The organism is Chryseobacterium sp. 22532, from assembly GCF_052044665.1.
GTDB classification, from domain to species: domain Bacteria; phylum Bacteroidota; class Bacteroidia; order Flavobacteriales; family Weeksellaceae; genus Chryseobacterium; species Chryseobacterium lathyri.
Genome location: NZ_JBQENJ010000001.1, coordinates 681,005 through 693,273, shown reverse-complemented (window position 1 = coordinate 693,273; position 12,269 = coordinate 681,005). Strand labels below are relative to the sequence as shown.

General features: G+C 36.6%; 13 protein-coding genes. 5 read left to right on the top strand and 8 right to left on the bottom strand.

Annotated elements, in window-relative coordinates:
- Window positions 1-33: 33 nt before the first annotated feature.
- The 8 genes from ACTJIV_RS03255 to ACTJIV_RS03220 all read right to left on the bottom strand — a co-directional run bounded on the left by ACTJIV_RS03255 (window position 34) and on the right by ACTJIV_RS03220 (window position 8,688).
- Window positions 34-531 (bottom strand): low affinity iron permease family protein, encoded by a 498-nt coding sequence (locus ACTJIV_RS03255; protein ID WP_111957058.1) that lies wholly within the window; start codon window positions 529-531, stop codon window positions 34-36.
- Between the two features lie 231 nt (window positions 532-762).
- Complete coding sequence (locus tag ACTJIV_RS03250) at window positions 763-1,041, bottom strand: hypothetical protein (RefSeq protein WP_440625590.1); 279 nt, start codon at window positions 1,039-1,041, stop codon at window positions 763-765.
- A 4-nt stretch (window positions 1,042-1,045) separates the two neighbouring features.
- Window positions 1,046-3,307 carry a TonB-dependent siderophore receptor gene (locus tag ACTJIV_RS03245; protein ID WP_440625588.1) on the bottom strand — a complete coding sequence of 754 codons (2,262 nt, stop codon included), beginning with the start codon at window positions 3,305-3,307 and terminating at the stop codon, window positions 1,046-1,048.
- A gap of 318 nt (window positions 3,308-3,625) precedes the next feature.
- Window positions 3,626-3,931, bottom strand: coding sequence for a 30S ribosomal protein S10 (gene rpsJ / locus ACTJIV_RS03240; RefSeq protein ID WP_002661363.1), 306 nt, complete (start codon window positions 3,929-3,931; stop codon window positions 3,626-3,628).
- A gap of 17 nt (window positions 3,932-3,948) precedes the next feature.
- Window positions 3,949-6,066: an elongation factor G gene (fusA, locus tag ACTJIV_RS03235; protein ID WP_111957054.1), complete on the bottom strand. Its 2,118-nt coding sequence runs from the start codon at window positions 6,064-6,066 to the stop codon at window positions 3,949-3,951.
- 6 nt (window positions 6,067-6,072) lie between these two features.
- The gene (rpsG, locus tag ACTJIV_RS03230; RefSeq protein WP_007839548.1) at window positions 6,073-6,549 is read right to left on the bottom strand and encodes a 30S ribosomal protein S7; all 477 of its coding nucleotides are present in this window, start codon (window positions 6,547-6,549) and stop codon (window positions 6,073-6,075) included.
- A gap of 23 nt (window positions 6,550-6,572) precedes the next feature.
- On the bottom strand, window positions 6,573-6,986 hold the full coding sequence (gene rpsL / locus ACTJIV_RS03225) for a 30S ribosomal protein S12 (protein ID WP_002983146.1): 414 nt from the start codon (window positions 6,984-6,986) through the stop codon (window positions 6,573-6,575).
- Window positions 6,987-7,095: 109 nt separating this feature from the next.
- The gene (locus ACTJIV_RS03220; protein WP_440625580.1) at window positions 7,096-8,688 is read right to left on the bottom strand and encodes a hypothetical protein; all 1,593 of its coding nucleotides are present in this window, start codon (window positions 8,686-8,688) and stop codon (window positions 7,096-7,098) included.
- Window positions 8,689-8,791: 103 nt separating this feature from the next.
- Here ACTJIV_RS03220 and ACTJIV_RS03215 point away from each other — a divergent pair, with 103 nt between their 5' ends.
- The 5 genes from ACTJIV_RS03215 to ACTJIV_RS03195 all read left to right on the top strand — a co-directional run bounded on the left by ACTJIV_RS03215 (window position 8,792) and on the right by ACTJIV_RS03195 (window position 12,197).
- Window positions 8,792-9,268 carry a Dps family protein gene (locus ACTJIV_RS03215; protein WP_440625578.1) on the top strand — a complete coding sequence of 159 codons (477 nt, stop codon included), beginning with the start codon at window positions 8,792-8,794 and terminating at the stop codon, window positions 9,266-9,268.
- Between the two features lie 90 nt (window positions 9,269-9,358).
- Window positions 9,359-10,537, top strand: a complete 1,179-nt coding sequence (gene pncB, locus ACTJIV_RS03210; protein ID WP_111957048.1) for a nicotinate phosphoribosyltransferase — start codon at window positions 9,359-9,361, stop codon at window positions 10,535-10,537.
- A gap of 61 nt (window positions 10,538-10,598) precedes the next feature.
- Window positions 10,599-11,069 (top strand): YciI family protein, encoded by a 471-nt coding sequence (locus ACTJIV_RS03205; protein WP_223558224.1) that lies wholly within the window; start codon window positions 10,599-10,601, stop codon window positions 11,067-11,069.
- A gap of 128 nt (window positions 11,070-11,197) precedes the next feature.
- Window positions 11,198-11,434 carry a hypothetical protein gene (locus ACTJIV_RS03200; protein WP_111957044.1) on the top strand — a complete coding sequence of 79 codons (237 nt, stop codon included), beginning with the start codon at window positions 11,198-11,200 and terminating at the stop codon, window positions 11,432-11,434.
- Window positions 11,435-11,519: 85 nt separating this feature from the next.
- Complete coding sequence (locus ACTJIV_RS03195; protein WP_223558222.1) at window positions 11,520-12,197, top strand: hypothetical protein; 678 nt, start codon at window positions 11,520-11,522, stop codon at window positions 12,195-12,197.
- Window positions 12,198-12,269 lie beyond the last annotated feature (72 nt).

The following is a 12,269-nucleotide window of genomic DNA, read 5'->3' as shown; positions in this document are numbered from 1 at the left end:
TATTTAACATATACAAAAAAGAAAAAGGAATCATTACGATTCCTTTTTTTCTTGCTGTTTCTGAAGCCATTCCTCATGCTTTGTTTTAAAGATATCATGTTTGTAGTTCTGATTTCTTTTAGCTGCATCTATTGAGTGCGAGGTATGGATATCGTTGTCTTCTTCCGCAAAATCGGCTAACTTTTCATAATAGCAGTGAAGCTGGTCCAGTTCTTTTTCCGTAAGGTCTTCTATATCCACAATTCTGTTGCTGGCTTTTTCATTAGCCGCAAGAAGCTCATTAAGCTTAATTTGTATGGCTTTGGAATCTTTGTTCTGGGCTTTCTGAATTAAAAAGACCATTAAGAAAGTGATAATGGTAGTTCCGGTATTAATGACCAGCTGCCAGGTTTCAGAATAATCAAAAATAGGTCCTGAAGCTGCCCATACTACAACAATAAGTACGGCTCCGATAAATGCATATGAACTTCCTGTAAATTTGGTTGCCCAATCTGAAAACTTCTCAAAGAGATTATTGTTCTTATGACTCATACTATCAATTCTTTTAAATAATAAATTTATAGAATTAACTTGAATCGGAAGTAAAGAAACTTGGGAAACAGTGGAAAAGAATGAAAAATTTAACCGGATTATTGATCCTGCTTTACTTTTAATCTTTCAGGCGCCTTAAATAAGATTGAATGGTTTAAAAAAACAAAAACATTAAGACAGAAGGACTGCCTTAATGTTTTCTAATTAAAATTTGATATGAATGAATGTTTATTATTTTTTTCCGAAGGGTATTTCTTCAGATTGATCAACTGTTTTTGTACTGACTGAAGGTAAATCTTTTCCGAAGCGGATCTTCTTTATACCGGACATCCCATTATTCCAGGTGTTCTGCGGCCAGCCATTATTCATATGGTTGGCTTTATAGAAATCCCTGAATTCTTTTTCATATATGGATTTTAGTTCTTCGTCGGAAAGCTCTGCTTCGGAACGGCATGATACGAATAGTGTTCCAAAAGCAAAAGCCAAAAATATTTTTTTTATATTTTTCATAAGATTAGAATTTGTAGTTTACCTGTACTGCAAAATTTCTAGGCTGGATCTGATCGATGTACCCTCCTCTGAAGTACGAACTGTATCCCACAGAATCGAAAATATTGTTGAAGAATACTCTTAGCCCCAAACCATTTTTAAGGGTGTACCCTGCCTGTGCATCTACTGTAGTATATTCCGGCATATCAAAAGGCTTATCTCCAGCTTTTACGCTGTTAAGATGGCCTGCTGTAAATGTCTTCTGAGTCCATTCATCCACAGGCCTTTTCCCTACATAATAGATTCCTGCTCCCACATCCAGACCCGTTAATGCTCCTGTTATAAATTTATAGTTCAACCATCCGTTTGCGGTGTGCTTCGGGGCATTCATTGGCGCAGAACCATTGATATAGGCAGGACTCTCCTGATACTGGGCATCCAGATATGCCCATCCGGACATTACCTGAAGGTTAGGAAGAATTCTTCCGATCAACTCTACTTCCATTCCTTTTCTTCTCAGGTTACCGGCAAGTCCGTAAAGGATATTATTTTTATCATCTTTTATTGGCTGATAATTTTTATCAAGGATCTGGAATGAAAGATTATTTGTGTTAATATCAAATAAAGTAACATTAAATCTCAATCTTTCATTGAACCAGTCAGATTTGATTCCGGCTTCCCACTGCTTTGTATGTGATGCTCCTACTTTTCCACCTGCCTGAAGGATATTATTAGAAGCTCTTAAAGAGGTAGTCGTAGTGTAGGATCCGAAAATATTGATATTCTGAATCGGTGAAATGATCAATCCAAAAGATGGGTTCCATGTATCTACCGTTTCATTAGAAGACCCGTTCAGTCTGCTGTACCTGATTCCCAAATGGGCTTTCACATATTTGCTGATTGACATTACATCCTGAGCCATAGCACCAATGCTTGGCGTAAGGACAGGGTTTGAGCGCCCAAGATTTTTATAAATTACATTGGCAGGAACCTGGTTCGGGATATTTCCGTTGACAACATCGAAAATATCAAGAGGATTGGCATCGTACGTTATAGCACCAATTTTTGTTGGGCGGGCAGTAATTAAATTTTCAGGGGCAATGGAATTTTTATAGGCTTCATAGGTGACGGTTGATGTTTCCGTTTCCCTCCAGTCAAATCCAACCTGGAAAGTATGATTGATGAATCCTGTTTTTACCTGCTCACCAATGAAATCCAACTGCAATACTTTATTGATATCTTCTCCCTGAGATTTCCCGATAGTATGCTGCCTGATATTATAATTCGTTTCGTTAGTCGGTAATGATATGGAAGAGGCTTCACTGTCTGAACTGCTTGTAGAATTAATAAATGCAGCTCTTACTTTTAGTTTATCATTAAGCTTACGAACCACTGTTGTGGCAAAATTAAAGGTCTCTGTTTTCGAATAATCAGAAATATATCCTAAAAACTTCCCTTTCGGCATGTGGTATAATGCTTCCACATCACCCGGTGCTGTATTAATGGTTCCTCTGTCAGGAGTACGATTATCATGAAGATAGTCCATCTCTACATTAATTTCCGTTTTATCATCCGGGCGATAAGATACGGATGGATTGATGTAAATTCTCTCTCCTTCAACATGAGATCTGAAAGAATTATTTTTCTGATAAGCTCCATTAAACCTTACAGCTACTTTACCCTGAGAATCCAAAACTCTCTGAAAATCCACTGTAGGTCTGTAAAAATCCCAGCTTCCGTAGCGGAAACCTACACTGGTCTGATCTATGAACTGTGGTCTTTTGGTTACTACATTAATCACACCTCCTGCTGAGCCCAAACCGTTTCCTATTCCCTGGCTCACGGCTGCAGATCCTTTAATAACCTGAATGCTTTCAACACCCTGCATATCTGTGATCATTCCTGCCGTACGGAAATCCGAATCCATCTGAACTCCGTTTTTCAATACAGGCACTCCTCGATACCCTCTGATAGACATACTTTCACTTCCTCCTCCATAGCTTGAGAACAGGGTTACGCCTGGTACATTTTTAGCAACATCAGTTACTGTAAGGGCTCCCAACTCTTCAATGGCTTTATGGGAGATCACTGAAATACTCTGGATCTGATCTCTGGTTTTCAAGGGAAGCCTTGTAATAGCTTCTAAGCCTACCGGCTGTTTCTTTTTTTCACCAAATAATTCTACTTCATCAATCTCTTTTGATTTTTTAATAGAATCATTCACTTGCTGTGCGTTTACAAAAACCCCACCCAATACAAGCAAAGAAAAGGATACTACTTTATTCATCTGATAATTTTTTACGAAATTATTATTTTTATTAATTCTAAATAAATAAATCAAGCTGACATATCTCACCCGGATATGACTAAGCATTATCAGATCATAAATGAGCCTAGAGCTGTTATAGGGATATTTTAAGGATCCTGGAGCATCATTAAAAGGAACAGGGAAAAGTAGACTTATCTCTATAAAGAGCTAAATGATGAAAAGGTGTGATTTTAATAGTTTTTATTTTATAACCAAGCAGTTTTATATTCAATATTCAAAAAAAAATCCGTTCCTAAAAAGGAACGGATTCTATAATCATTGCAAAGTATGCAATTATCACACTTTAATTTCAACGTCTACACCGCTTGGTAACTCTAATTTCATTAGAGCATCAACAGTTTTAGAAGAAGAAGAGTAGATATCCATCAGTCTCTTGTGAGCTGATAATTGGAACTGCTCTCTAGCTTTCTTGTTTACGTGTGGAGATCTCAACACCGTGAAGATTCTCTTATTTGTTGGCAATGGAATTGGTCCGTTTACAACAGCACCAGTAGCCTTTACCGTTTTTACGATTTTCTCAGCAGACTTGTCTACCAAGTTGTAATCGTAAGATTTTAGTTTTATTCTGATTCTTTGTGACATTTCTTTAGTTTAAAAAATTAACCTTTTGCTTTAGCAATGATTTCTTCAGCAACGTTTTGTGGAGTAGCCTGGTATTTCTCTAATTCCATAGAAGAAGTAGCTCTTCCTGATGAAAGTGTTCTTAGAGTGGTTACATATCCAAACATTTCAGAAAGTGGAACAGAACCTTTAATTACAACAGCTCCGTTTTTCTCTTCCTGACCACTGATGGTACCTCTTCTCTTGTTAAGGTCACCAATGATATTACCCATATATTCTTCCGGAGTTACAACCTCCAGCTTCATAATAGGCTCCATGATTACTGGCTTAGCAGCACGTCCCGCTTCTTTAAATCCTAATTTAGCAGCCATTTCAAAAGAAAGTGCATCAGAATCCACTGCGTGGAAAGATCCGTCTTTAAGAACTACTTTAATACCTTCAACTTCGAAACCAGCCAAAGGACCGTTTTTCATTGCAGCTTTAAAGCCTTTTTCAATAGCAGGAACAAATTCTCTAGGAACGTTACCACCTTTGATCTCGTTAATAAATTCTAAACCTATTTTACCTTCGTCAGCTGGTCCAAGTTCGAATACGATATCCGCAAATTTACCTTTACCACCAGATTGTTTTTTGTAAACTTCTCTGTGCTGAGCAACTTTTGTAAGATTTTCTTTGTATTCTACCTGCGGCTGACCTTGGTTTACTTCTACTTTGAACTCTCTTCTCATACGATCTACAATGATATCCAAGTGAAGCTCACCCATACCAGAGATAATCGTTTGTCCTGAAGCCTCGTCTGTTCTAACCGTAAATGTTGGATCTTCTTCAGCTAATTTAGCTAGAGCGTTACCCATTTTATCCTGGTCAGCTTTAGTTTTAGGCTCAACAGCGATACCAATTACCGGATCAGGGAAAACCATCGATTCTAGAACGATTGGGTTTTTCTCGTCACACATTGTATCACCTGTTTTGATAGATTTGAAACCTACCGCTGCACCAATATCTCCTGCTTCAATATATTCTACAGGATTTTGCTTGTTAGCGTGCATCTGATAGATTCTTGAGATTCTTTCTTTATCACCTGAACGGGTGTTCAAGATATAAGAACCTGCATCTAGTCTTCCAGAGTATGCTCTGAAGAATGCTAATCTTCCCACGAACGGGTCAGTAGCAATCTTAAATGCTAGAGCCGAGAAAGGCTCGTTTACGTCTGGTTTTCTTGTAATTTCAGCGTCAGTTCTAGGGTCAGTACCTTTGATATCATCTTTGTCCAATGGTGAAGGCAAATATTTACATACTGCATCCAGCATAAACTGTACTCCTTTATTTTTGAATGAAGAACCACAAGTCATTGGGATAATAGATAAATCAATAGTAGCTTTTCTTAGAGCTTCGTTGATTTCGTCTTCAGAGATTGAATCCGGATCTTCGAAGAATTTCTCCATCAAAGTCTCATCGTAGTCAGCAACAGCTTCTACTAGTTTCTCTCTGTATTCAAGAACTTCATCTTTCATGTCTTCCGGAATTGGAACTACCTCGAAAGTAGCACCTTGTCCAGCTTCATCCCAGATGATCGCTCTGTTTTTAATTAAGTCTACAACACCTTTGAAATCTTCTTCAGCACCGATTGGTAAAACGATTGGAACTGCATTAGATCCTAACATTTCTTTTACTTGTTTTACAACGTTCAAGAAGTCAGCACCCTGTCTGTCCATTTTGTTTACGAATCCCATTCTCGCTACTTTGTAGTTGTCAGCAAGTCTCCAGTTTGTTTCAGACTGAGGCTCTACTCCATCTACTGCAGAGAATAAGAATACCAATCCATCCAATACTCTCAAAGACCTGTTTACTTCTACAGTGAAGTCAACGTGTCCCGGTGTATCGATGATGTTGAAGTGGTAAGGTTTAGTTTCAGCTACAGGCTTCCCTTGATCAGTTGGGAAGTTCCAAGAACAAGTAGTTGCAGCAGAAGTAATAGTAATACCTCTTTCTGCTTCCTGCTCCATCCAGTCCATTGTAGAAGCACCATCGTGAACTTCACCAATTTTGTGGTTTACTCCTGTATAGAATAAAATCCTTTCTGTAGTGGTAGTTTTACCAGCATCAATGTGTGCGGCAATACCAATATTTCTTGTAAATTTAAGATCTCTACTCATTTCTAATTAGAATTTAAAGTGTGAGAAAGCCTTGTTAGCTTCCGCCATTTTGTGAGTATCAGATTTCTTTTTGTAAGCAGCACCTTCTTCTCTGGAAGCAGCTACTACTTCATTAGCTAATTTCAAAGCCATAGACTTATCATTTCTAGCTTTTGAATATTTGATTAACCATTTCATTGCCATAGAAATTTTTCTATCAGCTCTGATTGGCATAGGGATTTGGAAGTTAGCTCCACCTACTCTTCTAGAACGTACTTCTACGTGAGGCATTACATTAGTAAGTGCATCTTTCCAGATTTCAAGTGCAGTTTTTTCGTTATCTCCTTTTTTAGTTTCTACGATATCTAATGCATCATAGAAAATTTTGAATGCGATTGACTTTTTACCGTCAAGCATCAGGTTGTTTACGAATCTAGTTACCAATTGATCATTAAACTTCGGATCTGGTAACAACGGTCTTTTTTTCGCTTTTGTCTTTCTCATTGCTTCTGTACCTTATTTAATGATTATTTTTTCTTTCCTTTTGCTGGTGCAGCAGCTGCCTGACCTGGCTTAGGTCTCTTAGCTCCATACTTCGATCTTCTCTGTGTTCTTCCATTTACACCTGCAGTGTCTAATGCACCTCTTACGATGTGGTAACGTACTCCCGGTAGGTCTTTCACCCTTCCGCCTCTTACCAATACTATCGAGTGCTCTTGAAGATTATGTCCTTCGCCCGGGATGTAGGCGTTGACTTCTTTCCCGTTAGAAAGTCTTACCCTTGCAACTTTTCTAAGTGCAGAGTTAGGTTTCTTAGGAGTGGTAGTATATACTCTCGTACATACACCTCGTCTTTGTGGACAAGAATCAAGGGCAGCCGATTTGCTCTTCTTGGCAAGCGTGGCTCTTCCTTTTCTTACTAATTGTTGAATAGTAGGCATTTAATTGCTTTTTATTTTAGGGTGCAAAAATAGGAATATTTTTTTAATTAACAAACACTTAGATGTAAATAACATTTCTTACTAAAAATTAATTAACAGCTAGTTACGTTTAATCCATCAATATGACCGTTACATTTTTATCCCAGTTAAAATTCCTGATATTTTGTTGTAGCAGCTGAAAATTATCTCTATTAATAGAATATATAGATACCTCCAGCCTGGCAACAGTTACCTTATTTTTAATCTTCAGAACGGCTGCTTTTTTCCAATTTCCCGGGATATGTCCCTGAAACCATCCATCATATACTACTGCTATATCATATTTGTTTTTCAGACAGTAATGGGTAAGAAAATCTTCAAACTTATGATCAAAAGTTTTTCTGTTTTCATTAAAAACAATTGTCTCTTCAGAACCTAAACCGATAATATCCAACAAATGAATATCGGTATAGTAGCTAATAGCCCCAATATCATTGGCCACTACTTTAGAGTTATTATAATAAGTATGTAAAAATCTCGCAGACTGTATCTGCTGTTCATAAATATTTTTCCCTCCATTATCAATTACCTGATGAGCGATCCAGCCTTTATAAACCAAAAGGAGAATATTCATGGCAATCAGTATGCTGATAAGAATTTCTGTTCTGCAATACTTTTTAAAATCCAAGAAAAGATCTTTAACCTTTGGAATAAGCGCCATTGAAAATCCCACAAGAAGATAAGCTTCATAGCGAAAGAGTCCTTTAAAATCTGCAAACATGGAATGACAGATCGTCGTTAAAGAAAATATAATAAGAAAAAAATTATTCTCAACAGCCTCCCGGAACGTTTTACTTTTTAAATCTCTACCTATAAAGATGGTACATAATAAAAGAGGAAACAGACCTATTTTATAAAAGCTGATATTCAATAAAAAATTATCAAGCACAATAGCTTTAAGCTGAATCAGGAAATGTGAATCGAAACTCAGTTTTGTTCCTTTTACCACCACAGAATTGGGAAAGAAGTAGCCAGACTGCTGATTATTAAAATAACAAAAAATAACAATCGGGATAAAGCCAGCCAGCAGCACTCCAACAGTGTCCTTCCATTTTTTAAGTAAGATCAGAACAAAAGCCATTACGGTAAAATAAAACATACTTTCAAAGCGCGTTAGCCCCATCAATAGAATGGTACCATAAAACCCAATAAGTGCCCACTTATTTTTATCCCGGCGGAAAAAACAAAAGATATTTACTACAAAAAGAAATACCTGAAAGACGTGCTCCATCCCCGCAAGCAATTGTAAATGAAGAACAGCAAAAAATAACGTGAAGATTACCGCTAAAAATGTCTTTTTTATATCATTAAAAATATCTCCATAATATTGGGTAAGAAAATAAACAATCCCAACACTGAAAACAGCATTAAAATACAGCGGAATCTGATCATCATTCCCAACTATTTTAATTAGAACACTGATGATAAATGTAAATAATGGCGAGGAAGAGGCGGAAGAAAACTTATATTCTGTAATTCCCCAGACATTGTGGAGCGCAAAATTTTTCGCCACTGCTAAATGAATATAGGCATCATCCAAAAGATAAATATAATGACCTCCTGTTTTTGAAACCGAGTTTATATAGTATGATAAACACACCGTAAAAAAAACAGCAAACGATATAAAAAAATTTCTTAGTCCTATATTTCGGAATGACTGCATTTTTAAGATCAATTATAAAAATATCAAAGATAAGTATCATCAATCGTAAACCTGTGTTTTCGGCATAATATTTTCTAAATTTGTTAGCATAAAAAATAAACATATGAAAAATGCAAGCATTATCGGCCTGAAAGAAGCTGACTGTAAGAATATTTCAGAAAAATTAAATATTCTTTTAGCCAATTATTCAATATTTTATCAAAACACAAGAGGTTCACACTGGAATATCAAAGGAGATCAGTTTTTTACCCTCCATCCTAAGTTTGAGGAGCTGTACAACAGCCTTGTATTGAAGATCGACGAAATCGCGGAACGAATCCTTACACTAGGTGCCACCCCAGCCCACAACTACTCAGACTATTTAAAAGTAGCCACCATTAAAGAAAATAAGGAAGTAACGGATGCCCATAAAAGCGTTGAGCTTATCCTGAACTCTTTCAAAGTAGTTATCGATCTGCAGAGAGAACTTCTGGACATTACAGATGCTGCAGGAGATGAAGGAACCAATTCTCAGATGAGCGACTACATTACTGAACAGGAAAAAGAAGTATGGATGTACAATTCCTATTTAGGGAAGTAACCTGCAAAAATCAACTGATTAAAAAAATCGTCTTACATTTAGGCGATTTTTATTTTAAATAACTATATTTGCGTTAAAATTACACATATTATGCACGACGTTCGATTAAACTCTATTCTGGATAACGATTTCTATAAAATAACGATGCAAAATGCAGTGGTAAAATTATTTCCAAGCTCCATTGTAAAATATGAATTCATCAACAGAGGAAAGCATCAGTTTCCGGAAGGTTTTGATGTTGCCTTAAAAGAAGCGGTCAATAAAATGGCAGAATTAAAGCTGACCAAGGAGGAAAAAAAATTCATGGCAAGAACCTGTCCATATATAGATCTTCCCTATCTGGATTTCTTAGAAGGTTATCATTATGATCCGTCTGAAGTAAAAATACGCCAGGAAGGCAGTGAGCTTTCCGTAACCGTTGAAGGACTTTGGTACAGAACCATTCTTTGGGAAGTTCCTCTTCTTGCTTTAATCAGCGAGCTTCATTATGAAATGAATCATATGGAAAGAGATTCCAATGAGATCGTTATGAACAGAACATTGGAAAAAGCAGATTCACTGGCGAGATTAGGGGTAAATTTCGCAGAATTCGGAACCAGAAGAAGACATTCTTATAAGGTACAGAATCTGGTAATGGAAGCTTTAACGCATAGTAAAGAATCAACTTTTATTGGAAGTTCCAATGTTCATTTTGCCATGAAATACGGAGTGAAACCAATTGGTACCCATGCGCACGAATGGTTTATGTTCCATGCCGCTGAATATGGATTCAAAATGGCCAATGAAATGGCCCTTGAGCATTGGGTGGATGTTTACAGAGGCGATCTTGGAGTCGCACTTTCAGATACCTATACTACCGATGTTTTCTTCCAGCAGTTCGATAAGAAATTTGCCAAACTGTTTGACGGCGTACGTCATGACAGCGGTGACCCATTGGAATTTGCAGATAAAACAATAGCCCACTACATCAATAACGGGATCAATCCTCTATTTAAATACATTATCTTCTCGGATGCTTTGAATCTGGAAAAAGTAGAAGAAATCACCAATTACTGCAAAGGAAAGATAGGCGTATCGTTCGGGATCGGAACCAACCTTACCAATGATGTCGGTTTAAAACCAATGAATATCGTCATGAAACTGATCGGAGTACAGGCACCGAATAAGGAATGGATTGCTACAGTAAAACTTTCCGATGAGCATGGTAAATATACCGGTGATCCTAAAATGATTGAGCTTGCTAAAGAATTTTTAAGAATAAAAGATTAAATTTAGATATCAGATGATGGACATCAGATTTCAGATATTTTACTTATAATTAAGCATTACTATGAAATTAAAAATTTATTTATCCCTCACTCTTTTAGTGGCAGCTTTATCTTTTGCCCAGGAAAAGAAAACAGAAAAACCAAAATTCAACCAGGAACTGGCAACATCTCTCGGTGCTGATAAATACGGAATGAAACCCTATACGATCGTGATGCTCACTACCGGCACTACAAAAGTTGATGACAAAGCCAAGATGGGAGAACTGATGAAAGGACATATGGCAAATATCGGAAAGCTGGCTGACGAAGGAAAAATTGTGGTGGCCGGACCTTTCCTTGAACAAAATAAAGAAAACTACCGCGGTATGTTTATTTTCAATACAAAATCCAAAGAAGAAGCCGAGCAATGGGTAAAAACTGATCCTGCAGTACAGGCCGGGGTCTTCGGCTATGAAATCTTCCCCTGGTACGGATCTGCCGCATTGCCTTTGTATTTAAAACATCACGGAGAAATATCTAAAGAGAATCCATAGAAAACATTTTTCCTTAAACATCTATCTAAAATAAATCATTATGTAACTTCATAGTGATTTATTTTTTCACTATCTTAGAGGTTCATTTTCAGATTAATACAAATTAAAACCATCAAAAAATTAATTCCATGAAAAAATTGAACGTATCAAAACTTTCGAGAACAGAATTGAAAGAAGTATTCGGCGGAAATTTATATCCGGCACAATGCCCGGGAGGATGCCCTGGTGAAGCCATGATCAGATGTCCTGACGGCACAACCACTATGACTAATTATATATGTATGGGTGGAAGATGCGAAGTAGCCGCAATGTGTAAACCATTGGTTCTTGAACCTTTTCCAGATCCGATTACCATCACTCCATAATTAGATCAACAAATATAAAGTGAGTCTTCCGGCTCACTTTTTTATCATATTTAATTTAATAAGCAGAAACATTCTATCTCTCAAAATGAAAAGAAACCTTAGCATCTTGTTTTTATTTTATCTAAGTATTTTTTGTACAGCTCAAAATAAAAAACACCCTGAAATCATTAATTCAGGATATAAGGGAAAAATACGTTCACTTACAATCAAAATATACAGCGATTCCATAAAAGATAAACCTGCTGATTCCTTAATCTCTGTGAAAACCCGTTATTATAATGAAGATGGAAATGCTACAAAAGAATCATATCAAAGCAATAAAGACCGGCAAATTACCGAGTATGAGTTTAAAAACGGTTTAAAAACAGGGTATTCTTTAAGCAGAGATGGAGAAGTCAGGCTCAGAGCAAAAATTACTCATCAAAAGGGCGGATATCTCATCGACCTGTATGACTTACAGAACAGGCTGGTATCAAAAGATAAATATAGGTATAATGAACTTTTAAGAATAAAAAGCAACGAACGCATGATTTATGACAATCAGAGCGGTCAACTTAAAAGCCATTCATTTGTCGATTATTATTACAATGAAGAAGGATTTATTTCAGGGTATGATGTAAAAGATCTATTGACTGCCCAAACCATTGCTTACAGATTTCAGACATCTCATAAAGACAAGCACAAAAATCCCGATAAATTAATCTTATTAAAAAATAATCTGCCTTTCCAGATTCATATGATAGATATTGAATATTATAAATAATAACTACCACCCCATTCTACAAAATTTTAACGGTTTCCCGTAAAAGAAATCAATTTTTCTTTTTGTAATTTT